Origin of the sequence: Streptomyces rapamycinicus NRRL 5491 (assembly GCF_024298965.1) — a bacterium.
In the GTDB taxonomy this organism is placed as follows: domain Bacteria; phylum Actinomycetota; class Actinomycetes; order Streptomycetales; family Streptomycetaceae; genus Streptomyces; species Streptomyces rapamycinicus.
On sequence record NZ_CP085193.1, the window covers coordinates 7249593 to 7275474 of the forward strand.

General features: G+C 71.7%; 22 protein-coding genes and 1 tRNA gene. 13 read left to right on the forward strand and 10 right to left on the reverse strand.

All coding sequences use genetic code 11. The features are described from left to right. The first annotated feature begins 59 nt into the window (after nt 1-59). The gene (locus tag LIV37_RS30470) at nt 60-863 is read left to right on the forward strand and encodes a polysaccharide deacetylase family protein (RefSeq protein WP_121825175.1); all 804 of its coding nucleotides are present in this window, start codon (nt 60-62) and stop codon (nt 861-863) included. A 59-nt stretch (nt 864-922) separates the two neighbouring features. Here LIV37_RS30470 and gntA read toward each other — a convergent pair whose 3' ends face one another. The 4 genes from gntA to LIV37_RS30490 form a co-directional block, all read right to left on the reverse strand. After that, entirely contained in the window at nt 923-1615 is a 693-nt protein-coding gene (gene gntA, locus LIV37_RS30475; RefSeq protein WP_020870931.1) for a guanitoxin biosynthesis heme-dependent pre-guanitoxin N-hydroxylase GntA, read from the reverse strand. A 212-nt stretch (nt 1616-1827) separates the two neighbouring features. Then, on the reverse strand, nt 1828-5838 hold the full coding sequence (locus tag LIV37_RS30480) for a non-ribosomal peptide synthetase (protein WP_020870932.1): 4011 nt from the start codon (nt 5836-5838) through the stop codon (nt 1828-1830). A gap of 318 nt (nt 5839-6156) precedes the next feature. After that, nucleotides 6157-6231: transfer RNA gene (locus LIV37_RS30485), tRNA-Cys, on the reverse strand. Between the two features lie 231 nt (nt 6232-6462). Further along, the gene (locus tag LIV37_RS30490; protein ID WP_121824323.1) at nt 6463-7338 is read right to left on the reverse strand and encodes an alpha/beta fold hydrolase; all 876 of its coding nucleotides are present in this window, start codon (nt 7336-7338) and stop codon (nt 6463-6465) included. Nucleotides 7339-7567: 229 nt separating this feature from the next. Between LIV37_RS30490 and LIV37_RS30495 the strand changes: the two genes are divergently transcribed. The 9 genes from LIV37_RS30495 (at nt 7568) to LIV37_RS30535 (ending at nt 16827) form a co-directional block, all read left to right on the forward strand. Further along, nucleotides 7568-8473, forward strand: coding sequence for a LysR family transcriptional regulator (locus LIV37_RS30495; protein ID WP_020870935.1), 906 nt, complete (start codon nt 7568-7570; stop codon nt 8471-8473). A gap of 83 nt (nt 8474-8556) precedes the next feature. Next, entirely contained in the window at nt 8557-9210 is a 654-nt protein-coding gene (locus tag LIV37_RS30500) for a cysteine dioxygenase family protein (RefSeq protein ID WP_020870936.1), read from the forward strand. 2 nt (nt 9211-9212) lie between these two features. Further along, complete coding sequence (locus tag LIV37_RS30505) at nt 9213-10262, forward strand: YeiH family protein (RefSeq protein ID WP_167525845.1); 1050 nt, start codon at nt 9213-9215, stop codon at nt 10260-10262. 88 nt (nt 10263-10350) lie between these two features. Next, nucleotides 10351-11895: an MFS transporter gene (locus LIV37_RS30510; protein WP_020870938.1), complete on the forward strand. Its 1545-nt coding sequence runs from the start codon at nt 10351-10353 to the stop codon at nt 11893-11895. A 32-nt stretch (nt 11896-11927) separates the two neighbouring features. After that, entirely contained in the window at nt 11928-12125 is a 198-nt protein-coding gene (locus tag LIV37_RS30515) for an Arc family DNA-binding protein (protein WP_020870939.1), read from the forward strand. Continuing rightward, complete coding sequence (locus LIV37_RS30520; RefSeq protein ID WP_020870940.1) at nt 12125-12499, forward strand: type II toxin-antitoxin system death-on-curing family toxin; 375 nt, start codon at nt 12125-12127, stop codon at nt 12497-12499. The genes LIV37_RS30515 and LIV37_RS30520 overlap by 1 nt, the downstream gene beginning before the upstream one ends. 111 nt (nt 12500-12610) lie before the next feature. After that, entirely contained in the window at nt 12611-14407 is a 1797-nt protein-coding gene (locus LIV37_RS30525; RefSeq protein WP_121824322.1) for a DEAD/DEAH box helicase, read from the forward strand. Between the two features lie 777 nt (nt 14408-15184). Beyond that, nucleotides 15185-15826, forward strand: a complete 642-nt coding sequence (locus LIV37_RS30530; protein WP_044574552.1) for an IclR family transcriptional regulator — start codon at nt 15185-15187, stop codon at nt 15824-15826. Nucleotides 15827-16041: 215 nt separating this feature from the next. Next, entirely contained in the window at nt 16042-16827 is a 786-nt protein-coding gene (locus tag LIV37_RS30535; protein WP_020870943.1) for a S16 family serine protease, read from the forward strand. Here LIV37_RS30535 and LIV37_RS30540 read toward each other — a convergent pair. From LIV37_RS30540 to LIV37_RS30555, 4 genes are all read right to left on the reverse strand, one after another. Beyond that, entirely contained in the window at nt 16766-18130 is a 1365-nt protein-coding gene (locus tag LIV37_RS30540; protein ID WP_020870944.1) for an MFS transporter, read from the reverse strand. The two genes, LIV37_RS30535 and LIV37_RS30540, sit on opposite strands and share 62 nt — an antisense overlap. 1 nt (nt 18131) lies before the next feature. Further along, complete coding sequence (locus tag LIV37_RS30545; RefSeq protein WP_020870945.1) at nt 18132-18356, reverse strand: hypothetical protein; 225 nt, start codon at nt 18354-18356, stop codon at nt 18132-18134. A gap of 21 nt (nt 18357-18377) precedes the next feature. Then, nucleotides 18378-18974, reverse strand: a complete 597-nt coding sequence (locus LIV37_RS30550) for a winged helix-turn-helix domain-containing protein (RefSeq protein ID WP_243146135.1) — start codon at nt 18972-18974, stop codon at nt 18378-18380. 90 nt (nt 18975-19064) lie between these two features. Continuing rightward, the gene (locus tag LIV37_RS30555) at nt 19065-19532 is read right to left on the reverse strand and encodes an Lrp/AsnC family transcriptional regulator (protein WP_020870947.1); all 468 of its coding nucleotides are present in this window, start codon (nt 19530-19532) and stop codon (nt 19065-19067) included. Between the two features lie 159 nt (nt 19533-19691). Between LIV37_RS30555 and hppD the strand changes: the two genes are divergently transcribed. From hppD to LIV37_RS30570, 3 genes are all read left to right on the forward strand, one after another. Continuing rightward, nucleotides 19692-20840, forward strand: a complete 1149-nt coding sequence (gene hppD, locus LIV37_RS30560; protein WP_121824321.1) for a 4-hydroxyphenylpyruvate dioxygenase — start codon at nt 19692-19694, stop codon at nt 20838-20840. Nucleotides 20841-21061: 221 nt separating this feature from the next. Then, nucleotides 21062-22057 (forward strand): phage baseplate protein, encoded by a 996-nt coding sequence (locus LIV37_RS30565; protein WP_020870949.1) that lies wholly within the window; start codon nt 21062-21064, stop codon nt 22055-22057. Between the two features lie 105 nt (nt 22058-22162). Next, nucleotides 22163-23530, forward strand: coding sequence for an FAD-binding oxidoreductase (locus LIV37_RS30570; protein ID WP_020870950.1), 1368 nt, complete (start codon nt 22163-22165; stop codon nt 23528-23530). 68 nt (nt 23531-23598) lie between these two features. On the opposite strand, the gene LIV37_RS30575 is transcribed toward LIV37_RS30570, so the two are convergent. Together LIV37_RS30575 and LIV37_RS30580 are read right to left on the reverse strand one after the other, a co-directional pair. Continuing rightward, nucleotides 23599-24648, reverse strand: coding sequence for an NAD(P)-dependent alcohol dehydrogenase (locus LIV37_RS30575; RefSeq protein WP_020870951.1), 1050 nt, complete (start codon nt 24646-24648; stop codon nt 23599-23601). Nucleotides 24649-24773: 125 nt separating this feature from the next. Then, a complete protein-coding gene (locus tag LIV37_RS30580) occupies nt 24774-25694 on the reverse strand; it encodes a helix-turn-helix transcriptional regulator (protein ID WP_020870952.1) in 921 nt (306 codons plus the stop codon). Between the last annotated feature and the right edge of the window lie 188 nt (nt 25695-25882).

Below are 25882 nucleotides of genomic sequence, written 5' to 3' on the forward strand. Positions count from 1 at the left end.
CCCAACCCCATCCTCATGTTTGCGAAAGCGACACAGGAGACATGGGGAGCGAGGCGGACATGGCACGGCACCGGGTCCTGGGGACGAACAGCCGAGTACTGGTGGCGGCGTTCGGCGTGATGGGGGTGACCGCCCTGGCCGCCGTGTGGACCGCCCAGGCCGGAACCGCCGAGGCGGGGGCGGGTGCGTCACCGACGACGAAGCCGACGCCGATCGTGGGCCAGACCTCCAAGCCGGACCCCGAACTGCCCGCTCCCGTGGTCAACATGGACATAGCCCACGCCTCCGACAAGGGCGACAAGGGCGTCAACATCACGATCGACGACGGTCCGGATCCGACCTGGACCCCGCAGGTCCTCCAGGTGCTCAAGGACAACGGCGTCAAGGCCACCTTCTGCATGGTCGGTCCGCAGGCCCAGGCCCATCCGGACCTGGTCAAGGACGTGGTCGCGGACGGGCACCGGCTGTGCGACCACTCCATCTCGCACGACACGGCGATGGACACCAAGTCATCCGCCTACCAGTCCAAGGAGATCCTCGACGCCCAGCGAATGATCACCAAGGCGTCAGGGGGTGTCAAGCCGCTCTACTACCGCGCCCCGGGCGGTGCGTTCACCCCGTACAGCCGCCAGATCGCCGCCTCGCAGGGCATGCGGCCGCTGGGCTGGAACGTGGACTCCAAGGACTTCGAGAAGCCGGGGGTCGACGCTATGGTCAACACCGTCAAGAACGAGATCTCCAGCGGCCCCACCGTGCTCTTCCACGACGCGGGCGGCGACCGCGGCCAGACGGTCGAGGCGCTGCGCCAGGTCCTGCCGTGGCTGAAGCAGGAGGGATACGGCTTCGGTTTCCCGGTGCGCTGACGGTCGCCGTGGCCGTCACCGGCGGGCGCCATCCGCCCCGCCGGTGACAGACACCGGTCTCAGGCCGGGTGCGGACCCGTCAGGGCGGGCTCGCGTTCGTCCTCGCGGGCGGCGAACGGGCACTGCCAGTCGGCGGGCTTCGGGCGGCCGGAGTAGCGGCGGGCCTCGGAGAGCTCCTCGTACTCGAGCAGGTTGGGGTTTATGTCGCCCTGGAGCTGGATGTCCTGCTTGCGTATCTTCTCCGCCAGCCGGTCCCACATCTTGGCGCCCTTGATGCGGTCGAACTGCTCATGCGAGTTGAAGGCCAGCATCGGGAAGGGCGGACGGCGGCCCCAGCGGCGGTGGGTCTCGTGCAGGCCGATGACGAAGAAGGGATGGCCGGCGACGCTGTAGGCGAACTCCCTGGCCTGCGGATCGGACGAATGGCCCTCGGCCCAGCGATAGGACCGGGAGTCCTGTTCGTGGAGCAGCTGGAGCTGTTCCCACAGCAGCTCCTCGAACCGCAGCTCATCCACCCCGCGAGGCCGCTCGAAGGTCGCGATGAAGCTTGTGAACGACCGGTGGCTCCAGTCGGCCGCGGTCACGAAATCCGCGAGATCGAGTGCCATCAGCCGGGCCGAGTCGTCCGATCCCATCTGGTCGTAGTGACGATGGGTGATACCACCCTTGCGCCAGGCGGACCGTCCCGCCAGGCAGGCGAACCGGTCCCCCAGAATGAACCGCTCCACCTCGTCACGCGCGTCCACTGTCATGGCCAGCCTTCCTTCCAACTACGTGCCTCCTCGCTGGGAGCTCATCTCCTTCTCCACATGAAGGCGCCCACCCTGCTCACCTGCGTAGGAGAGCAGGAGAACCAGATGGGGCGCCTGGCTGAATTGTGATCGGCGAAGGGCTTATCGGCGAAATCCGGGCCGGGGCCGCCCCCGAGGGAGCGGCCCCGACCCGGCGTCCGGGCCCCGGCCCGTCAGTTCCGGGCGCGGTCCAGCGCCGCCGCCACCACCGGGCCGATCCGGTCCAGGGACTCCTCCCGCATCATCCGGTAGTGGTGATCGGGGACGCCGTACACCACCAGGGCGCCGTCCACGGAGGAGAGCCAGGCGTCCGCCACGTGCAGCGGATCGCGCCGGTAGCCGGGGATCTCCGCCACGGCCCGGAACAGCAGCATGTCGCCCTGGAACCGCTCGGGCGCGAACTTCCGCATCAGCTCCTGGTCGTTGAGCAGGATGTCGAGCAGCGGGAAGCTGGTCTCGCCCTCCAGCAGCCGGGGCGGCAGCCCGGTCTCCCGGCAGAGGTCGGCCACCAGGTCGGCGGTGCCGTCCGCCCCGTCGGGGTGCGCCTCCAGCCAGCCCGGGGCGAAGATGTCGCCGCCGCCGATGTCGTCGAGCAGCACACCCAGCCACTGGCGCTTGCTGAGCTCGGGCGCCTGGGGCAGCGCCTGGGCGTTGTCGGGGTAGGCGTCGACCACGGCCAGGGTGGCGACCTCCTCGCCCCGCGCCTGGAGCCGGGTGGCCATGGCGTGCGCGATCAGCCCGCCGAAGGACCAGCCGAGCAGATGGTACGGACCGGTCGGCTGGACGGTCCGGATCTGCTCCAGATAGTCGGCGGCCATCTCCTCGACGCTCGCCGGGAGGACGTCCGGTTCGGTGAGACCGCGCGCCTGGAGGGCGTACACCGGCTGGTCAGGGGCGAGATGGCGGAGCAGCCCGGTGTACGACCAGCCGAGACCGCCGCCGGGGTGGACGCAGAACAGCGGCGGGCGCGCCCCCTCGCCGCGCAGCGGCAGCAGGATGTCCAGCGGCTGCCGCTGGTCCGCCTCGGCCGGCCCCGCGGCGTCCAGGCGGGCCACCAGCCGGGCCACGGTCGGCGCCTCGAAGAGGTCGCGCATCGACAGCTCGGTGGCCAGGGCGGCGCGGGCCTGGCTGGCCAGTTTGGAGGCGAGCAGCGAATGGCCGCCGAGCAGGAAGAAGTCGTCGTCGACGGTGACGCCGTCGACGCCCAGGACCTCGCCGAAGAGCGCGCACAGCGTCTCCTCGCGCGGCGTGCGGGGCGCGCGCCCGCCCGTGGTGGCCTCGAAGGAGGGCGCGGGCAGCGCGGCGCGGTTCAGCTTGCCGTTGGCGTCCAGGGGGAGGGTGTCGAGGACCACGAACGCGCTGGGCACCATGTGCTCGGGCAGCACCTCGCCCAGCGCCTCGCGGACCGCGGCGGCGTCCGGCGGGGTGTCCCCGGCGGCCGTCACATAGCCGACCAGCCGCTGGTCGCCGGGCCGGTCGGCGCGGACCGCCGCGGCGGCCTCGGCCACCTGGGGGAGCGCCCGCAGAGCCGCCTCGACCTCGCCCAGCTCGACGCGGAAGCCGCGCAGCTGGACCTGGCCGTCGGTGCGGCCCATGTACTCGACGTCGCCGTCCGGCCGCATGCGGGCCAGGTCGCCGGTGCGGTACATCCGGGTGCCGGGCGGGCCGTAGGGGTCGGCGACGAAGCGTTCGGCGGTCAGGGCGGCCCGGTTGAGGTAGCCGCGGGCCAGCTGCGCCCCGGACACGTACAGCTCGCCGGTGACCCCGGCCGGGCAGGGCTTCAGCGCGGTGTCCAGGACGTACATCCGGGTGTTCCACACCGGCCGGCCGATCGGCACCGGGCCCTCGCCGCCGGGCGCGGAGGGGTGGTGGGCGATCTGGATGGTGGTCTCGGTGGGCCCGTAGAGGTTGTTCAGCGGCACGCCGGGGAACCGCTCGTGGAACAGTTCGGCGGTCCCGCGCGGCAGCGCCTCACCGCCGCTGGAGGCCCGCCGCAGGACGCCCGCGCACGCGTCGGCGGCGCCCGGCTCGGCGAGGAACGCCTGGAGCATCGACGGCACGAACTGGAGCGCGGTGATGCCCTCCTCGCGCACCGTGCGCGCCAGGTACGCCGGGTCCTTGTGGCCGCCGGGCTTCGCCACCACCAGCGTGGCGCCGCTGAGCAGCGGGAGGAAGAACTCGCAGACGGAGGCGTCGAACCCGGCCGGGGTCTTCTGGAGCATCCGGTCCCCGGGGGCGAGCCCGTACGCGCCCTGCATCCACTCCATGCTGTTGGCCACGGCCCGGTGGGGCACCAGGACGCCCTTGGGGCGGCCGGTGGAGCCCGAGGTGTAGATGATGTACGCGGGGTGCTCGGGGTCGATCGCCACCGCCGGGGCGGAGCCGCCCCCGGCGTCGCCGCCGCCCGTGAGGTCCACGACGTCCAGCAGCAGCCGCCCCACGCCGTGGCGCGCGGGCAGCGCACCGGCGCTGTCGGCGCGGGTGACCACGAGGGCGGGGCCCGCGTCGTCGAGCATGTACGCCAGCCGCTCGGCCGGGTAGTCCAGGTCCAGCGGCAGATACGCGGCCCCCGTCCTCAGCACCGCGATCAGCGCGATGACCAGGTCCGCGGAGCGGGGCAGGGCCACGCCGACGGTGCGCTCGGGCCCGGCGCCGCGCGCGATGAGCACCCGGGCGAGCCGGTTCGCCGCCCGGTCCAGCTCCGCGTAGCTGAGCACGGTGTCATCGCAGACCAGGGCCTGGGTGTCGGGGGTCCGGGCGGCCTGGGCGGCCAGCAGCTCCGGGAGGGTGGCGCCGGAGGTGGGGTGCGCCGTGTCGCCCGGCGCGCCCAGGACCCGCCGGCGCTCCTCGGCGGACAGCAGCTCCAGCGAGCCGACGGTCCGCCGCATGTCGGAGGTGTCGGAGAGGGTGCGCAGCAGGCCGAGATAGCGCTCCCGGTGGCCGATGAGGGCGTCCTCGGTGTAGAGGTTGGAGTTGGCGTTGAGGTCGATCCGGATACCGGTGCCGTCGGACCGGTCGTACCCCATGATCGAGAGGTCCTCGACGGTGCCGTTGGAGAGGTTGTGCGCCCTGACCCGGTGACCGGCGAAGTGGAAGTCGTAGTCGTACGTCATGATGTTGACGTGCGGGCCGAGCAAACCGTTTCCGCCGTCCGGCAGTCGCAGATCCCGGGCCAGGTCGATACGGCGGTATCGCTGATGGCGAAGGGCCTGCCTGACTTCCCGTGAGATCTGCCGGACCAGCTCCCGTATTCGCATATCGGCGCGCACCTGGATGCGCAGCGGCACCACATTGGCGAACATCCCGGGAATGGCGCGGGAAGTGACATCGGTACGGCCGGATACGGGCAGCGTCAGAATGATGTCCGATTTACCGGTCAATCGGTGCAGATACAGCGCGGTCGCCGCAATGATCATAGCGGACCAGTGGGTGGCGTATTTACGCGCGGCGGCCCGCAGCTCGACCGCTTCCGCCTCGGTCAGGTAGGCGGTCTGGCGGAGGACGGTGGAAAGTTCCCTGGTGGGGTGGGTGGAAAGCCGCGCCGGGCGCGGGGAATCACCGAAGTGTTCCAGCCAGTACGCACGGTCTTTGGCGAAATCCGGTGAGGCCCGGTATTCCGCGTCCTGGTCGAGCATCGCCCGCAGGGAGCCGAAGACCGTTTCCCCCTCGGCCGGGTCGGTCCCCTCGACGAGCGCGGTGTACACCTCGGCGGTCCGCCGGCCCAGCAGGGCGGCCGAACCGGCGTCCGAGACGATGTGGTGGGTGCCCTGGTACCAGAGGAAGCGCTCGGCCTCCACCTTGATCAGGGCGAATGAGAACGCCGGGTGGTCGCCCAGCTTGAGCGCCCCCGTGGCCAGGTCGTTCTTCATCCACCGCTCGGCCGCGGCCCAGGGGTCGTCCTCGGCGGTGAGGTCCGGCTTCGGGAGCTCCCAGTCGGTCACCGGGTCAAGGGCCTGCCAGGGCTCCCCGTCGTCCTCACCGACCCGGATGTTGTAGGGCTCGGCCTCCGCCACGGCCCTGCGCAGGGCCCGCTCGAATAGCTCGGTGTCTATCGGTCCTTGTATCTCCAGGTACTCACCGACCCGGAAGGTGGTGCTCTCCGGCGGCTCCAGCTGCTCTATGAACCAGATTTCACTCTGGCCGGTCGAGAGCGGCAGACGGGCGGCCGGTACGGCGGGCTGCACATTTCCCCCACTGAGAATGGGACCACGGTCGAAGAATGTGCCCGCCGACCGGGAGTAGATTTCCGCGCGGTCACAGGCACCACACGTGACCCTATGAGACGGAATTGCACTCAGTGCGGGGGTCAGGAGACCGTTCGGTGGCGAGACTGTGAAAATCGCCGAGCCCTAGGTGTTTACCTGGAGTATCCACAGTGCCGAACGGCATGAGCGCGTGCATGAGCATGCGCCCTACGGACGCAAGTGTCCAGAGGATGTCGGGGAGTTCACCGAGCGGCAACCCAATGCGCGGGCGCCGAGTGAGGCGCCCGCGCCGGGGTGTGGAGGCCGTGGCGGGAATCGAACCCACGTAACTCGATTTGCAGTCGAGCCCCTCAACCACTCGGGCACACGGCCGATGTCGTGCTGTGTTCCCGACGATAGGACCGGGGCGGGGCGGGCACAACGGAGCGGCGGGGGCTGCCATACGACTGACACACTGCGTTCACGGCCGCCGTTCATGGCCCGCCGGGCGCGCCCCCGCCGGGTCGCGCCCCGGCTCCCCTCACGGCGCGGGCACGCGGCCCGTCCCCGCCGCGTGGGGCGCCTTCACCGCGGGGGGCGCTGCGTTTCGCTGCGTGGGGCGCTTCACCGCGTGGGGCGCTGCGCCAGGAAGTCCTCGACCACCTGGCGGAAGAGGTCCGGCTCGTCGACCCACGGATAGTGGCCCACCCCGGGCAGTGGCCGCGCCCGGCCGTCCGGGAAGGATCCGGCCACCAGCTCCCCGGCCCGCATCCCGGTCACCGCGTCCCGGTCGCCGGTGATCGCCAGTACCGGGCACGGCACCTCGTGCAGCCGGGCCAGCACCGCGCGCCGCCCCGCCTCGTCGACGCCCTGCCAGAAGCCCGCCCGCGCCACCCGACCCAGCTGCTCGCCCTCGCTCTCGGCGTGTGCCCGCTGGGGCTCCTCCCAGCGGCCGTACGCCATGGGGGCTGCCTGGAGCAGCAGTCTGCGCATCTCGGCGAGGTCGGTGGTGTCGGGCAGCAGCTGCACCGCCGCGTACGCGTCCTGCCACCAGGGTTCGTCGGCGCGGGATTCGAAGATCTCCCGGGCGTCCTCGGGGAGTTCGCCCTGCAGCCGCGCGCCCGGGCTGACCAGGATCAGCCGGCTGAGCCGCTCGGGGTGGGCGGCCGCGTACGCCTGGGCGGTGGCGGCGGCCGCGTCATGGGCGAGCAGCGGGAAGCGGACGAGGTCCAGATGGCGGCGGAGCGCCTCGAGGTCCTCGGCGAGCCCGGGGAAGGCGTAGCCGATGGGGTCGAAGGCCGGCGGGGAGTCCCCGGTGCCGCGGCTGTCGGGGATGAGGAGGGTGTGGTGGGCGTCCAGCCCGCCGAGGTCGCCCAGATACGCGGCGTTCCGCCCCGGCCCGCCCGCCAGGCAGATCAGCGGTGGGCCCGCCGAGCCGTCCCGGGCCTCCAGGACGCGGTAGGCCAGCTCGGTTCCGTCGTACGAGGTGTAGTGCGGCATGGGGTCAGCTTGCCCCAGCTTCGTCATCTTGACCGTGCTTGACCGGGTGTCCTCGGGCACCGGGTGTGGCGCCGGGCCGTGGCGCGGCTCCGGCCCGGCTCCGGCCGGGCTCGGTGGTCCGGCTCCGTGGCGCGGCGGTCCGCGTGACGCAAAAGCGCCGGTAGGGGCGATCTTGTGCGGCCCCAAATCCCGCTTATGGTTTCGGTTCCGGGCTCCGTATGATGCGAGTGTGTTCGATTCCCGGCACATCAAGACGTTCCACGAGGTGGTCCGCTCCGGCTCCTACTCCGGGGCCGCCCGTGCCCTCGGCTACACCCAGCCGGCCATCACCCAGCAGATGAAGGCGCTCGAACGGGCCGTGGGCAGTCCGCTGTTCATCCGGGTCGGCCGGGGAATGCGGCTCACCGAGGCGGGGGAGACCCTCGCCCGGCACGCCGACACCATTCTGACCAGCATCTCCACCGCCCAGCAGCAGATGAGCGCCATCACCCGGCTGCGCTCGGGCCGGGTGCGGGTCTGCGCCTTCCCCAGCGCCAACGCGACCCTCATCCCCGAGGCCATGGCCCGGCTCGCCGCCGCCCATCCGGGGGTGCGGGTGGAACTGCTGGAGGGCGAGCCGCCGGATTCGCTGGGGCGGGTGGTGCGCGGGGAGTGCGACATCACCCTCGCCTTCACCTATCCGGGGCTGCGCGAGGAGACCCCCGCCGAGCTGGTGGAGATCCCGCTGCTGGAGGACCAGCTGACGGTGCTGCTGCCGACCGGCCATCCGCTGGCCCGGCGGCGGGCGGTCAAGCTGGCCGAGCTGAGCGAGGAGCGCTGGATCGCCGGATGTCTGCGGTGCCGCGCCAACTTCCTGCACGAATGCGCCGAGCAGGGCTTCGCCCCGGACATCGCCTTCACCACCGACGACAATCTGGTGGTGCAGAGCATGGTCGCGGCCGGGCTCGGCGTGGCGATGATGCCGGGCCTGGTGCTGTCGTTCCTGTGCCATCAGAAGGTCACCGGGCGCGCCCTGGACCCCGCCTCGCGCCGCCATGTCTCGGCGTACGTCCTCCGCGAGCACCTGGGGATACCGGCCACCGCGCGGGTGCTGGAGGAGCTGAAGACCGTGGCCGGGAACCGCGTCGGATGCTGACCCCTCACCCATAAGCGGATCTTGGGGAGGGCTCAACAACCTGTCGTTGGACGTGATGGTGCGGGCGGCAGGACGCTGCCGCCATGACCACCCCGACCGCGTATCCGTCCTCCCGTCTTCTCACGGCACGCCTCGGCGCGTTCGTCGGCGACGTCCGCGAGGCCGTCGGCCGGGGTCTGGCGCCCGATGTGACCGCCTATCTGGTCGGTGAGCGGCTCGCGCCCCACCTCGGCGCGGACGATCTGCTCACCCCCGGGCAGCGCGAGGGCGACCCCGACCGCTACCGCCAGCACATCCTGCACGCCGAACCCGACGGCAGCTTCTCGATCGTCGCGCTGGTGTGGCTGCCCGGCCAGCGCACGGCGATCCATGACCATGTGTCCTGGTGTGTGACCGGCGTCCACGAGGGCGAGGAGCACGAACGGCGCTACCGCCTCGTCCCGGACGGCCCGGGCTCGCGGCTGATCGCGGTGGAGGACGTGATCAACCCGCGCGGCGCGGTGTGCGGATTCGCGCCGCCCGGAGATATCCACAGGGTGTGGAACGCCTGCGGGACGAAGGCGATCTCGATCCATGTCTACGGGGCGGACATCGCCCGCCTGGGCAGCAGCGTCCGGCGGGTCTACGACCTCCCGACGGCGGACGATCATCTTCCGGTAGCGGACGGCCACCTTTCGACCGCAGACGGCCACCTTCCGACCGCGGACGGCCACCTTCCGACGGCGGACGGTCAGTGACGCTGACCGCCGCGCCCGGCGGGGCGCGGCAGGCCACCGGATGGCGGCCGCCCGCCCCGGCGTACGGGCTCGGGCTGGCCGTGGCCGGGGTCGGGGCCGCCTGGGGCGTCCACCGGCTGCTCCCCGCCGTCCCCCTGCTGACCGCCGCCGTGGTGCTGGGCATCGTCGCCGCGCATCTGCCGGGGGCGCGCGGCCTAGTCCGGGGCGTCTGCCGGGCCGGGCTCTCGCTCGCCGGAAAGCGGCTGATGCGCCTGGGCATCGTGCTGCTCGGCCTCAAGCTCAGTCTGAACGACGTGCTGGGCCTGGGCTGGGCCACTGTGGCGATGGTCCTGGGCGTGGTCGCCGCCACCTTCTGCGGCACCTGGTGGCTCGGCCGCCGGATGGGGCTGAGCGGCGACCAGCCGCTGCTGATCGCGACCGGCTACTCGATCTGCGGGGCGTCCGCGATCGGCGCGGTGGGCGAGGTGTCGGACAGCGATGAGCGCGATGTGGCCACCTCCGTGGCGCTGGTGACGCTGTGCGGCACGCTCGCCATCGCCGTCCTGCCGCTGCTCCAGCACCCCTTGGGGCTCGGCGACGAGGCGTTCGGCCGGTGGGTGGGTGCCAGCGTGCACGACGTGGGCCAGGTGGTGGCCACCGCGCAGACCGCGGGGCCGTCGGCGCTGGGCGACGCGGTGCTGGTCAAGCTGGTGCGGGTGGCCCTGCTCGCGCCGCTGGTCGCGGTGCTCGCGACGTCCGTACGGGCGCGGGGGCGCGCCAATGGGGCGGGGGGCGGGGAGGCGGAGCGGCGGCGGCCGCCGCTGGTGCCGCTCTTCGTCCTCGGCTTCCTCGCGATGACGGCTCTGCGCAGCACGGACGTGCTGTCCGCCACCGTCCTGGACGGCGCCGCCACGGCCCAGGAACTCCTCCTCGCCGCCGCCCTCTTCGGCCTCGGCAGCGCCGTCCACCTCCCCTCCCTCACCCGCACCGGCGCCCGGGTCGCCGCGCTGGGGCTGTGCGCGTGGGTGGTGATCGCGGGCGCGTCGTACGGGGGCGTCCTGCTCACCACGTAGGCCGTCAGCTGTACCTAGGCCCAGCGGCCGAGCGCGGCTCCGTCCCGCGACAGGTGTGACGGCCCGGGACGCCACTTACCCTGACGCCATGACCCCTCGCGACCCCCTCGATGTCGGTGCCACCGACGCCGCCGTCGCGGACAGCGCCCTGCCGCCCCAGGCGGCCGCCGCCTCCGCCGTCCACCCCGAGCCGGCCGCCGGAGACCTCGGCCCGGCTGCCGCCGGTGACCTGGACCTGGCGGGCGACGGCGACGACGGCGGCACCGGCGGCACCGTACTGGGGAGGCGCTACCGCGCCCTCACCCTCGGCATCGTCACCGTCGTCTCCCTCATCGCCTTCGAGGCGAGCGCGGTCAACACCGCGATGCCGGTCGCGGCCCGCGCGCTGGACGGGGTCGAGCTCTACGCGTACGCGTTCTCCGCCTACTTCACCGCGAGCCTGTTCGCGATGGCCCTGTCGGGGGAGTGGTGCGACCGCAAGGGGCCGCTGGCGCCGCTGTTCGCCGGGATCGCGGCGTTCGCCGCCGGGCTGCTGGTGGCCGGTTCGGCACAGCGGATGTGGATGTTCGTGGGCGGGCGCGCGGTGCAGGGCATAGGCGGCGGGCTGGTGATCGTCGCGCTGTACGTGGTGGTGGGCCGCGCCTATCCGCAGCGGCTCCAGCCCGCCGTGCTGGCGGCCTTCTCCGGCGCCTGGGTGCTGCCGGTCATCGTCGGCCCGCTCGCCGCCGGGGCCGTCACCGAACACGCGGGCTGGCGCTGGGTGTTCCTCGGCATCCCGGTGCTGGTGCTGCCGCCGCTCGCGGTGATGCTCCCCGCGCTGCGCGCACTGCCCCCCAGCGAGCTCTCCGCGGGCATGAACCGCCGCCGCATCCTGCTCGCGCTCGCCGTCGCGGTGGGCGCCGGACTGCTGCAGTACGCGGGCCAGGACCTCAACTGGCTCTCCCTCGTCCCGGCCGCCGCCGGGCTCGCCCTGCTCGTCCCCTGCGTGCTGCGGCTGCTGCCCAAGGGCACCTTCCGCGCCGCCCGCGGCCTGCCGTCGGTGATCCTGCTGCGCGGGGTGGCGGCGGGGTCCTTCCTGGGCGCGGAGAGCTTCGTCCCGCTGATGCTGGTGACCCAGCGCGGACTGTCCGCGACCGCCGCCGGGCTCTGCCTCACCGGCGGCGGCCTCACCTGGGCCCTGGGCTCCTACACCCAGAGCCACCCCCGCCTGGAGCCGCACCGCGAACGGCTGATGGGTCTCGGCATGCTCCTCATGGCCGTCTCCATCGCCATGGCGCTCCTGGCCCTCATCGACTCCGTACCCGCCTGGATCGTGGCCGTGGCCTGGGTGATCGGCGGCTACGGAATGGGGCTGGCCATCTCCAGCGGGAGCGTGCTGCTGCTGAAGCTCTCCCGCCCGGAGGACGCGGGCAGCAACTCCGCCTCCCTCCAGGTCTCCGACGCGCTCGGCAACATCACACTGGTCGGCCTCAGCGGTGTCCTCTTCGTCACCTTCGGCGGCGGCGAGATCGCCCCCACCGGCACCGCGGCCAGCCACCAGCCGGCCGCCTTCGGGGCGGTCTATGTGGCGATGACGGCGGTGGCGCTGGCGGGCGTCTGGGTGACGACGCGGTTGCGGCCCGAAAGCCGATAGCACCATGTGGTACCACGCGGTACCATCGGCTCATGGCAGCACTGAACCTACGCTTTACGGACGAGGAGCTCGACGCCTTGCGCAAGCGCGCGGAGGCGGAGGGCCGGAGCATGCAGTCGTTCGCCCACGACGCGGTGATCGCTGCGATCAACGAGCACTCCCGGCTGTTCAACGAGGCCGCCGCCCATGTGCTGCGGGCGAGCGAAGAGCTCAACCGGAGGCTCGCCTGATGCACTACCTCACCCTGCCCGAGCTGCTGAACCTCGCGGAGCGGCTCGGGGCCGACGAGGTGCGCGACTACGGGCTGCTGGAGTCCGCGCTGGCCCGTCCGCAGGCGAGCGTGTTCGGACAGGACGCCTACCCGGACGTGTGGCAGAAGGCGGCGGCGCTGATGGAGTCGCTGGCCCGCAACCACGCCTTGGTGGACGGCAACAAGCGCCTGTCCTGGTACGCGACCTGGGTTTTCCTCCACATCAACGGACACCCGCTGAACGCGGACTTCGACGTCGACGAGGCCGAGCGCTTCGTGCTGAGCGTCTGCCAGGGCGAGCTGGACGTGCCGAAGATCGCGGAGGGGCTGACCCGGTTCACCAACGGAATGTGAGCCTGGTCCCACCCTCGGGTGGGATCAGGGCGTACCCCCGAAGCGTGAGGACGGCACCGGTAGGCTGACGCGGTTCCCGATCGACCCCGCCGAGCCAGCCCGACGGAGACCGTGAGTACTACTGCCGCCTCCACCAGCCATCACCTCTCGCCCGCCTTTCCCGGCCGGGCGCCTTGGGGTACCGCGAGCAAGCTGCGCGCCTGGCAGCAGGGCGCGTTGGACAAGTACATCCAGGAGCAGCCGCGGGACTTCCTCGCGGTGGCGACCCCCGGCGCGGGGAAGACCACCTTCGCCCTGACCCTCGCCTCCTGGCTGCTGCACCACCACGTCGTCCAGCAGGTGACGGTCGTCGCGCCGACCGAGCACCTGAAGAAGCAGTGGGCGGAGGCCGCCGCGCGGGTCGGCATCAAGCTGGACCCGGAGTACAGCGCGGGCCCGCTGAGCCGCGAGTACCACGGCATCGCCATCACCTACGCGGGCGTCGGCGTACGGCCCATGCTGCACCGCAACCGGATCGAACAGCGCAAGACGCTCGTCATCCTCGACGAGATCCACCACGCCGGCGACTCCCGCTCCTGGGGCGAGGCGTGCCTGGAGGCTTTCGAGCCGGCCACCCGGCGGCTGGCCCTCACCGGCACCCCGTTCCGGTCCGACACCAACCCCATCCCCTTCGTCACCTACGAAGAGGGCAACGACGGCATCCGGCGCTCCTCGGCCGACTACACCTACGGCTACGGCAACGCGCTGGGGGACGGCGTCGTGCGCCCCGTCATCTTCCTCTCCTACAGCGGCAACATGCGCTGGCGCACCAAGGCGGGCGACGAGATCGAGGCGCGGCTCGGCGAGCCGATGACCAAGGACGCCGTCTCCCAGGCGTGGCGCACCGCGCTCGACCCGCGCGGCGACTGGATGCCGAACGTGCTGCGCGCCGCCGACCAGCGGCTGACCGAGGTCCGCAAGGGCATCCCCGACGCGGGAGCGCTCGTCATCGCCTCCGACCAGGACTCGGCCCGCGCCTACGCCAAACTGATCCGCGAGATCACCGGCACCAAGGCGACGCTCGTACTCTCCGACGAGGCGGCGGCCTCCCAGCGGATCGAGGACTTCACCCACTCCGACGACCGCTGGATGGTCGCGGTCCGCATGGTGTCGGAGGGCGTGGACGTTCCCCGGCTGGCGGTCGGGGTGTACGCGACCACCATCTCCACCCCGCTCTTCTTCGCCCAGGCCGTCGGCCGCTTCGTACGGTCCCGGCGGCGCGGCGAGACCGCCTCCGTCTTCCTCCCCACCATCCCGAACCTGCTCGGCTTCGCCAATGAGATGGAGGTCGAGCGCGACCACGTCCTGGACAAGCCGAAGAAGGACGACGAGGAGGAGAACCCGTACGCGGAGGAGGAGAAACTCCTCGAGGAAGCCGAGAAGCAGCAGGACGAGGACACCGGCGAACAGGACCAACTGCCCTTCGAGGCACTGGAATCGGACGCGGTCTTCGACCGGGTGCTGTACGACGGCGCCGAATTCGGCATGCAGGCGCATCCGGGCAGCGACGAGGAGCAGGACTACCTCGGCATCCCGGGACTCCTCGAACCCGACCAGGTGCAGATGCTGCTCCAGAAGCGCCAGGCCAAGCAGATCGCGCACAGCCGCAAGAAGCCGGACACGGAGGCGGATCTGCTGGAGCTTCCGGCGGAACGGCGGCCGGTGGTCACCCACAAGGAGCTACTTGAGCTCCGCAAGGAGCTCAACTCGCTGGTCGGGGCGTATGTCCACCAGAGCGGAAAGCCGCATGGTGTGATCCACACCGAACTGCGCCGGGTGTGCGGTGGGCCGCCGAGCGCGGAGGCGACGGCGGGGCAGATCCGCGAGCGGATCAAGAAGGTCCGGGAGTGGGCAACCCGCATGCGCTGACGCGCGCACCTTTCCCCTCCCCGACGCCTGACGCTATGCGACTACGCCACACGGCAGGGACTCCGCCCCGGGATCCGGGGGCGGGCCCGGACGCCCCCTGGCGCGCTGGCCTCCTGGTGCGCCGGGGCGGCGGGCCCTGGTGACTGGGGTGGCGTGTCTTTCCCCTTCCCGCCCCTTCCCGTAACAGGGGCTTCGCCCCTGGCCCCTGGGCTCGGGGGTGGAGCCCCGGCCGCCCCCTTGCGCGCTGGTGCGCCAGGACGGGGCCCCGCCCCTTCCCGCAGCGTCGATATGCGGCTCAGCCGCGTGGCAGGGGCTTCGCCCCTGGGTCCCGGGGGTCGGGGGCGGGGCCCGGACACCTTCTGGCGCGCTGGCCCGCCCGGGGCTTCGCCCCAGGTCCCGGGGTCTGGGGCGAAGCCCCAGTTACGGGGAGGGGCGGGGAGGGGAACAGCCCGCCGCAGGCGTCCCGCCCTCCGCAACCCCCTTTCGAAAAATTTCATGAACCGGTCGCAGACCCCCCTCATGAAACCGGGCAAACCGGGATGGTTTGGGGCGCTCCCGCGCCGCATCCTTTGGCAGCTCCGCTCGTATTCTGGACAAACCCTTCCGCAAAACGGACCAGCTCGCTAGCGTTCGGGCACGCACACGCCCCGTGGCAGCGCCGCCGCGGAGCGCAGCCGGTGCGTGACCACCGCGACCGGCGGCCTCTTCGCGCGCCGTCGTCGGGACCGGCGGGGCACCGCACGAGGAGCCGCCACTCATCACCGAGGAGGGGGCGTCGTGACCGCGGAGACCTCTCAGACGCTCGATCGGGGACTGCGCGTCCTCAAACTGCTCGCCGACACCGACCACGGGCTGACCGTGACCGAGCTGTCCAACAAGCTCGGCGTCAACCGCACCGTGGTCTACCGGCTGCTGGCCACCCTCGAGCAGCACTCCCTGGTCCGCCGGGACATCGGCGGGCGGGCGCGCGTCGGGCTCGGCGTGCTCCAGCTCGGCCGCCAGGTGCATCCGCTCGTACGGGAGGCGGCGCTGCCCGCGCTGCGTTCCCTCGCCGAGGATGTCGGCGCGACCGCCCACCTCACCCTGGTCGACGGCACCGAGGCGCTCGCCGTCGCGGTCGTCGAGCCGACCTGGACCGACTACCACGTGGCCTACCGGGCCGGATTCCGGCATCCGCTCGACCGGGGCGCCGCCGGGCGCGCGATCCTCGCCGCCCGTGCCGGCCGCCCCGACGACCCCGGGTACGCCCTCACCCACGGCGAACTGGAGGCGGGCGCGAGCGGCGCGGCCGCCCCGCTCATCGGGGTGACGGGGATAGAGGGCAGCGTCGGGGTCGTGATGCTCTGCGACTCGGTCCCGGAGCGGGTCGGCCCCCGGGTGGTCGACGCGGCCCGAGAGGTTTCGGACGCCTTGAGGTGAGGGCGGGCCGCCGCCCGGCGGCCCGGTGGTGGCGCTGGGCCCGTGCCCGGCGCGGCCGGGGGCACGCACCCCCTGAACCCGCCCGCCCGCGCGGGGCCCCGCGCGGGCCCGTATCGGGCGGCCGGGCGCCACGGTCGGGTCAACGCCGCCCCCGGGCGGCCCCGTGGGGCCGGGGTGGCGGCTCGTGCCTCCCGGCGGTCAACTAGATTCGCACCATGCCTGCCGTCTCCCGCCGCGCCCGCACCCTCGCGCTCTGCTCCGCGCCCGTGCTCGCCCTGCTCGCGGTGGCCGCGTTCGCGCCGCTGCCGTTCACTGTCGCCCAGCCCGGTTCGACCGTGAACGTCCTGGGTTCCGACCGCGGCAAGCAGGTGATCAGCGTCTCGGGGACCGGTACCCGCAAGACGGCCGGGCAGCTGCGGATGACGACGATCCTGGCGACCGGCCCGGAGGCCACCGTGCGGGTGAAGGACGTGGTCAGCGGCTGGTTCGCCACCGACCGCGCCGTCATGCCGCATGACTCGGTCTACGTCGGCGGCACCACCAAGGAGATCGAGCGGCACAACTCCGAGGAGATGCGGGAGTCCCAGTCCTCGGCCACCAGCGCCGCGCTCGGCTATCTCCACCGCTCCCCGCGCGACGTCAAGGTCACCCTGCGCCTCGCCGACGTCGGTGGTCCGAGCGCCGGGCTGCTCTTCTCCCTCGGCATCGTCGACAAGCTGGATGGCGACGGCCGCGGCGGCGACCTCACCGGCGGCCGGACGATCGCGGGCACCGGCACCATCGACGCCAAGGGCAAGGTCGGGGCCGTGGGCGGGGTCCCGCTGAAGACGCAGGCCGCCAAGCGGGACGGCGCCACGGTCTTCCTGGTGCCGAAGGCCGAGTGTGCCGACGCCACGGCCGAACTGCCCAAGGGGCTGCGGCTGATCCCCGTCACGACCCTCAAGGGTGCGGTGACGGCTCTGCGGGCGCTGCGGTCGGGCGGCGCGGTCCCGCACTGCTGAGCGGCGCCACGGCCCCCTCCTCCACCGAAATCGCCGTCCCCTCGTCCATCCCGCGCCAGGCCGGGAAGACCAGCGGGCTGAGCGTGGCCAGGAAGTAGACACCGCCCGTCACCAGGAAGGCGGCGGTCAGCCCCACCCCCTCCACCAGGCACCCGGCCGCGAGCCCGCCGAGCGGCATCACCACCCACACCCCGGCGGTGAGCGCCCCCGAGACCCGGCTGCGCAGCTCGTCGGGAACGGCCTCGTACGTCACCGTGGTCAGGATCGGGTTGAGCATCCCCGCCGCGACCCCGCTGATCGCCATCGTCACGGCGAGCGGGGACACCCCGGGCACGAACGCGGCGATCAGGAACCTCGGCAGCCCGCACACCAGGAAGCTCACCGCGAAGACGGTCCGGCGCGGAAAGCGGTCGCCGACCGCCCCGTACAGCAGCGCCCCCACCAGCGCCCCGCCGCCGAACAGGGCCGTGAGCAGGCCGAGTTGTACGGACCCGCCCAGGTGCCGCTCGGCGTGGACCGGCAGCAGTACGGAGGACAGACCCTGGTCGAGGCCGTTGGTGACCATGACCATCAGCACGATGGCCAGCAGCAGCCGGTGGCGCAGCAGGAAGCGGTACCCCTCGCCCAGCTCGGCGCGGTAGGCGCGGGCGGACACCGGGACGACGGGCTTGCGCGGCGCGGCGGCGGGCAGTCCGCGCAGCCCCGCCATGATCAGCACCGCGGACGCCGCGAACGTGGCCGCGTCCAGCAGCAGTACGGACGGCGGGCCGAGCAGCGCGATCAGCAGCCCGCCGAGCGCGGCGCCCAGCATCCTGGCCCCGCGCGAGGCCCCGTCGTAGAAGCTGGCCGCACGGCTGAGGGTGGTGCCCGCCCGTTCGGCCAGCGCGGGGACGAGCACCTGGCGGGCGGTCTCGCCCGGCGCGTGGAGCAGCCCGCAGAACGCCATCAGCGCACACAGCTGCCAGAACCGCAGCAGCCCGGCGAAGTGCAGCACCGGAATCGTGGCGACGGCCACCCCGCACAGCGAGTCGGAGGCCATGGAGACCCGCCGGCGGCCGATCCGGTCGATGACCGGCCCGCCGATCACGGCGGAGACGACCACCGGCAGGGTCGCGCAGAAGGAGACCAGCCCGGCCTTGGCGGCGCTGCCCGTGGTCTCCAGGACGAACCACGGGACGGCGATCAGGGTGAGGGAATTGCCCGCTATGGAGACGGTGTTGGCGGCGAGGACGAGTAAGAGTGGTCTTCGGCCGTCCCCGCTGTTCCCCCGGCGCTCTCTGTCTCCTGTGTCGTCAGAGCTCATATCAGTGGTCGAACCGGGCGGTCAGACCGGATTGCGGCAGCCGCGGCGTGGCCAGCCGCAGCCCGACCTCCACCAGCGTCCAGCCGACCCGGGCGCGCAGCACCCGGGCGCGGGCGGGACGGGAGCGGCGGGGCGGCCGGGACGCCTCGCGGGCCTCGCGGGCCTCGCGGCGGAGACCCTCGGCGCGTATGTGGTGCAGCCACAGATGGATGTCGTCGCCGTACATGTGGTTCCCCCCAGGGATCGGTCAGTCCTCGTCGCGCGGGAAGGCGTGCAGATGGACGCGGTACGGGGCGGAGCCCTCGGTCTCCCGGTCCACCTCCTTCTCGCGGTAGCTCTCGATCAGTTCGTGCACCTTGTCGCGCATTTCGCGGGCGAGTTCAGGGGTGAGACGAAGGTGGAAGTCGCTCATGTCCGAGGCCGACACCCACTTCTCCGACCACTCGTGCAGAGTGCCCAGCCAGGTGGACATCTGCTCCGTGTGCTGGGTGGCCACCTCGTGCAGCACGGTGTTCACCGCCCCCCGTACGGCCGGGTCGGGGTGGGCCAGGAACTTGTCGGCGTTCCAGCGCGTACCCCTGTGCGTCGCCTTCCACCACCGCTCCCGCCCCTTGCCCCGCCCCGGGTCGTCCTCGACGAAGCCATAGGTGGCCAGCTGACGCAGATGGTAGCTGGTGGCGCCGCTGGACTCCCCCAATCTGTCGGCCAGTTGGGACGCGGTGGCCGGTCCGTACTCGCGCAGCGCTCCAAGCAGGCGCATCCGCAGCGGATGCGCGAGCCCGCGCAGGGTGCGTGGGTCCAGCACCCGTACTTCGTCGGACGCAGGCTCTTCGTTCTCTGCCATGAGCGGCAGCGTAAGCATGCAAAGACTCAGTTGCAACACTTTCTTTGCAACGGAGTCTTTGGATCCGCTTCAGGGGTCCAGGCCCAGTGCTCAGTCCCGCGCCGCCTGCCGCACCAGCGGGATGATCCGCAGCGGCACCGGGTTCTCCATCACGATCGCCGTCGAGGCCCGGACGATCCCCCCGAACCCCACCACCAGGTCGATCACCCGCTGGAGGTCGGCGTTGGACCGGGCCACCAGTCGGCACAGCATGTCCCCGTGGCCCGTGGTGGTGTGCAGCTCCAGCACCTCGGGAACGGTCGCCAGATGGGCCCGTACGTCCGGCCCCTGCCCCTGCTCGATCTCCAGCGTCGCGAAGGCGGTGACCGGGTAGCCGAGCGCCGCGGGGTCCACCTCGGGGCCGAAGCCCCGGATCACCCCCTGCGCCCGCAGCCGGTCCAGCCGCGCCTGCGCCGTGCCGCGGGCGACACCGAGGCGGCGCGACGCCTCCAGCACCCCTATCCGCGGCTCCTCGGCGAGCAGCTCGATCAGGCGGGCGTCGAGCCCGTCGATTCCCATGCGGTCCCCCTCCAGGTCCCGGGCTTTTCTCCAGGTGTCCTCTGTGACGGTGGTCACCCTGTACAGGATGCGCTGTCGGGTGCAGCCGCGGCTATACACACTGACCAGCGATTTCGTGAAGTGTTGCGCACCTTGAGCCACCGAGGGACGCTTCGAAGTATGACTGAGACGACAGAGATGCTGCAGCAGGGGGACGCACGGCACGCCGACCCGTTCCCCGTGAAGGGGATGGACGCGGTCGTCTTCGCCGTCGGCAACGCCAAGCAGGCCGCGCACTACTACGCCACCGCGTTCGGCATGAAGCTCGTCGCCTACTCCGGCCCGGAGAACGGCAGCCGGGAAACGGCCAGTTACGTCCTCGTCTCGGGCAGCGCCCGCTTCGTGTTCACCTCCGTCATCAAACCGGTGAGCGCCTGGGGCCGCTTCCTGTCCGAGCATGTCGCGGAGCACGGCGACGGGGTGATCGACCTCGCGGTCGAGGTGCCGGACGCGCGCGCCGCGTACGCGTACGCCCTCGAGCACGGCGCCACCGGGATCGAGGAGCCGCACGAGCTCAAGGACGAGCACGGCACGGTGATCACGGCCTCGATCCGTACCTACGGCGACACCCGCCACACCCTCGTCGAGCGCACCGGCTACTTCGGCCCGTACCTCCCCGGCTACGCCGAGGCCGAGCCGATCGTCGCCCCGCCGGCGCGCCGGAACTTCCAGGCCGTCGACCACTGCGTGGGCAATGTGGAGCTCGGCCGGATGGACGAGTGGGTCGGGTTCTACAACAACGTCATGGGCTTCACCAACATGAAGGAGTTCGTGGGCGACGACATCGCCACCGAGTACTCCGCGCTGATGTCGAAGGTCGTGGCCGACGGCACCCGCAAGGTGAAGTTCCCGCTCAACGAGCCCGCGGTCGGCAAGAAGAAGTCCCAGATCGACGAGTATCTGGAGTTCTACGGCGGCCCCGGCGTCCAGCACATCGCGCTCGCCACCAACGACATCGTCGGCACCGTGCAGGCGATGCGCGCGGCCGGGGTGAGCTTCCTGGACACGCCGGACTCGTACTACGACACCCTGGGGGAGTGGGTCGGCGACACCCGCGTCCCGCTGGAGACCCTCCGAGAGCTGAAGATCCTCGCCGACCGGGACGAGGACGGCTATCTGCTCCAGATCTTCACCAAGCCGGTCCAGGACCGGCCGACCGTCTTCTTCGAGCTGATCGAGCGGCATGGCTCGATGGGCTTCGGCAAGGGCAACTTCAAGGCACTGTTCGAGGCGATCGAGCGCGAGCAGGCCAAGCGCGGCAACCTCTGACCTCTGACCGCCCCGCACGCCGGTGGGGCGGTCCCCCCAATTCCGTGCACATGCGCCCACACTCCCGTACCCATGCGCCGCTGGTGCCAGAAAATGCGAACACCTGAATGGGAGCGCTTTCTCACCGTCTACACTCACGGCGATCTGTTCACTCCAACACGGCGTGATCACACGGGAGTTGTTGAGTATCAATGCACACGGAAAAGTACACTGCGGGCCGTTTGACCAGGCGTAGGTTCACCCTCGGCGGGGGAGTCGCCGCGGCCGGCGCGCTCGGTGCCTTCGCCGCCCGCGCGGGGGCCACCACCGTGGCGGGCGGCCGGTTCGACCTGTCGGTGCCCTCCACCCAGCTGATCCGCGAGAAGACCCCGCACAACTCCACCGTGCTGCAGTCGTTCGCGTTCGACGACGTGGGCGGGCACGTCTACACGATCCAGCTGATGGAGGGCGGGATCCGGCTCAGCGGGGAGTCCGCCCCCGTCTCCGGCGCCGACCGCGCCGCCGATGGCGATCTGTGCGTCACCAAGCTGTCCCTGGCCGGGGCGGAGCTGGGCTCGATGTACCTCAAGGGGTTCGGGCACGGCGTCGCCATGGGCTGTGAGCCGGTCGGCTCCACGGCCTATCTGTGGACCGAGTCGGACGCCAACCCCGACTCCGGCTACGGCCGTGCCATCAGCCGCTTCAAGTTCGCCGACGGCACCGTGCTGTCGTCCGGTTCGTCCTCACCGGCCAAGCACCGCCCGGTGGCGGGCTCCACCAGCAATCAGCCCGCCGTCGACATGCTCAACCGCCGGCTGCTGCTGCGCTACCGCCTCGACGGCGAGGTCCGCTACCGGCTGATGAGCCTGTCCGGGGTCAGCGCGGGTGACTACACCGCCGTGTACGACGACATACCCCAGACCGGTGTCGAGGACGGCGAGGTCTTCCAGGGCTTCACGGTCCTCGGCGACTACGTGTACCAGCTGACCGGTACCGCCTACACCGGCGAGGACGGCGCCAACCCGCCCTCCGGCCACGGCAACACCTATGTCTCCTGCGTCGATCTGCGCACCGGCGAGCTCGTCCAGCGCGCCCGCACCCAGGCCGCCTACTCGCTGAGCTACCGCGAGCCCGAGGGGATGGCCGTCCAGCTGTCCAGCCCGCGGCGGCTGTGCATGGGCTTCGCCTCGGGCGCCGCCGGGGACCGTAAGGCCAGCGTCTACTACAAGGCGCAGTAGCGCCCACGACGCCCGCCACTGCACGGCCCTCCCGGCGGTTCCCCGAGGTAATCCGTACGCTCCCGCGATCTTCCCCGGGCGCTCCCCGGGTGCGAGTCTGGAGATATGACGGACCTCATCGAGCTGCTGCGGGAGGGCCTCCCCGAGGAGGCGGTGCTCACCGACCCCGATGTGACCGGGGCCTACGCCAATGACATGGCGAGCTTCTGCGAGGCGGGCGCGCCCGCCGTGGTCGTTCTCCCGCGCACGGTGGAACAGGTGCAGCACGTGTGCCGCACCGCCACCGCGCTGCGCGTCCCGATCGTGCCCCAGGGCGCGCGCACCGGGCTGTCGGGCGCGGCCAACGCGTCCGACGGCTGCGTCGTGCTGTCCCTGGTCAAGATGGACCGGATCCTGGAGATCAACCCGGTGGACCGGATCGCGGTCGTCGAACCGGGCGTGATCAACGCGACCCTGTCCCGCGCGGTCATGGAGAAGGGCCTCTACTATCCGCCGGACCCCTCCAGCTGGGAGCAGTGCACGATCGGCGGCAACATCGGCACCGCGTCCGGCGGGCTGTGCTGTGTGAAGTACGGCGTCACCGCCGAATACGTCCTCGGGCTCGATGTCGTCCTCGCCGACGGCCGGCTGCTGAAGACCGGCCGCCGCACCGCCAAGGGCGTCGCGGGCTACGACCTGACCCGGCTCTTCGTCGGCTCCGAGGGCAGCCTCGGCATCGTCGTGCGCGCGGTCCTCGCCCTCAAGCCCGCCCCGCTCGAACAGCTCGTGCTCGCCGCCGAGTTCCCCTCCACCGCCTCCGCCTGCGACGCCATCTGCCGGATCATGGAGCGCGGCCACGCCCCCTCGCTGCTGGAGCTGATGGACCGTACGAGCGTCCGCGCGGTCAACGCGATCGGGAACATGGGCCTGCCGGAGTCCACCGAGGCCCTGCTGATGGCGGCCTTCGACACCCCGGACCCGGCCCCCGACCTCGCCGCCGTGGCCGAGCTGTGCACGGCGGCCGGTGCCACGGAGGTGGTCCCGGCCGAGGACGCCGCCGAGTCCGACATGCTGCTCCAGGCCCGCCGGATGACGCTTCCGGCGCTGGAGGCGGTCAAGGGCGTCACGATGATCGACGACGTCTGTGTGCCCCGCTCCCGGCTCGCCGAGATGATCGACGGCACGGCCGCCATCGCCACGAAGTACGGCCTGACCATCGGCGTCGTCGCCCACGCCGGGGACGGCAACACCCATCCCACGGTGTGCTTCGACCCCGCCGACCCCGATGAGTCCCGCCGCGCCCGGGAGTCCTTCGACGCCATCATGGCGCTGGGCCTCGAGCTCGGCGGCACCATCACCGGGGAGCACGGCGTCGGCGTCCTCAAGCGGGAGTGGCTGGCGCGTGAACTGGGCCCGGTGGGCATGGAGATGCAGCGCGGCATCAAGCAGGTCTTCGACCCGCTGGGCCTGCTCAACCCCGGCAAGCTGTTCTGAGGCCGCCCGGACCCGGGGGTGGTCCGGACGGCCTCGGTCTCAGCGGCTGATCGCGCCTGAGTAGCCGATCACGCCTTGAGCGAGGCGATGTCGATCACGAAGCGGTACCGCACATCGCTGCTCACGACGCGGTCGTAGGCCTCGTTGATCCGCTCGCCGTCGATCACCTCGATCTCCGCGCCGAGCCCGTGCTCGGCGCAGAAGTCGAGCATCTCCTGGGTCTGCCGGATGCCGCCGATCTTGGATCCGGCCATCGACTTCCGGCCCATGATCAGCGAGAACTGGTTGAACGCGCTGGAGTTCTCCGGCGCGCCCACGTGCACCAGCGTGCCGTCCAGCTTCAGCAGCGACAGATAGCCGTCCAGCGGGAGGTTCGCCGAGGTCGTGTTGACGATCAGGTCGAAGATGCCCGCCAGCTCGGTGAAGGTGGACTCGTCGCTGGTGGCGTAGAAGTGGTCGGCGCCCAGCCGCAGCCCGTCGTCCTTCTTGCGGAGCGTCTGGCTCAGCACCGTCACCTCGGCGCCCATCGCATGGGCGATCTTCACGCCCATGTGGCCGAGGCCGCCGAGGCCCACGATGGCGACCTTCTTGCCGGGACCGGCGTTCCAGTGGGCCAGCGGGGAGTAGAGGGTGATCCCGGCGCACAGCAGCGGGGCGGCCACGTCCAGCGAGATCCCCTCGGGGATGCGCAGTACGTAGTTCTCGTCCACCACGGTGTGGGTGCTGTAGCCGCCGTAGGTGGGGGCGCCGTCGTACTCGTTGCCGTTGTACGTGGGCACCTCGCCCTTGAGGCAGTACTGCTCCTCGCCCGCGAGGCAGTTCTCGCACTCGCGGCAGGAGTCGACGAAGCAGCCCACGCCGACCCGGTCGCCGACGGCGTACTTGGTGACGGCGGAGCCGACCTCGGCGACCACACCGGCGATCTCATGGCCGGGCACCATAGGGAAGAGGGCGGTGCCCCACTCCTCGCGGGCCTGGTGGATGTCGGAGTGGCAGATACCGGCGTAGGCGATCTCGATCAGCACGTCGTGCTCGCGCAGGGCACGGCGCTCGACGGTGGTCCTTTCCAGCGGGGCCTTCGGAGCGGGGGCTGCGTAGGCGGTGACGCTGGTGGTCATAAACGTGTCTCCCTGTGACGAACTAGGAAAAAGAGGGTGGGTGAAGGGAAGGGGGAAGTAAGGAGGGGGAAGGGGGAAGGGTGTGCGGGGGAAGGGGGGAAGGGTGCGCGGGGAAAGGGGTGGGATCAGGGGGAGACGTCGGAGGACGGTCCCCCCGAAGGACGCGCTTCGGACGAGGGCGCGGACGGATCGGCCGAGGGAGTCGCGGTCCAGCTCGCCAGCAGCCGCAGGGCCGCCTCGGAGGGGGAGCCGGGCACGACCGTGTAGATGCACAGCGCCTGGTCGGGATCGCCGGGCACGGTCACGTTCTCGTAGGCCAGCGTCATGTCCCCGACCACCGGATGGTGGTAGAGCTTGACGCCGTGGGTCTTCTCCCGCACGTTGTGGTCGGCCCACCAGGTGCGGAACTCAGGGCTCTTGATGGTGAGCTCGCCCACGAGCTCGGTCAGCCGGGGATCGTCGGGATGGCGCCCGGCCTCCAGCCGGAGGGACGCCACCATCTCCGCCGCGACCGTCTCCCACTCCGGCCACAGCGAACGGGCCGCCTCGTCGAGGAACATGAAACGGGCCATGTTCCGCTCGTGGTACGGGAGCGCCTCGAAGTCGATGATCAGCGCCCGGGCCAGCTGGTTGGAGGCCAGCACATCGCCCCTGCGCCCGAGGACGAAGGCCGGTGAGACCCCGTCCAGCATGCGCAGCAGCGCGTGCACCCCGGGTCGCACCCGCTGGGGGCGGGGCGGCCGGCGGCGCGCCGTGCGCCGGGGGCGCGGCCGGGTCAGCTCGAAGAGGTACGCACGTTCGGTTTCGTTCAGCTGAAGAGCGCGGGCCACGGCGTCCAGCACCGTCTCCGACACATTGATGTGACGGCCCTGCTCCAGGCGCGTGTAGTAGTCCGTACTCACGCCTGCCAGCTGCGCCAGCTCCTCGCGGCGCAGCCCCGGCACCCGACGGGGGCTGTCGTTGCTCACGCTCACGCCCGCGTCGCCGGGGCCCAGACGTGCCCTGCGGCTCCGCAGGAACTCACTGAGCTCGGTGTTGCGGTCCATGGGTTCCAGTATTGGCAATGGAAAAGGCATCTGAGCGTGCCAAAGTAGGTCTGCTGAACCTAGGCCGGGCGGGGCCATGCGGGCCGTCGCCGCTCGTACGGCTTCGTGGCGCTCGCACGGGAGAGTGGTGGCGGGAGCGGTGGGCTGGTGCCGGTGGGCCGGTCTGATAGACCTTGACCGCGCGCTCC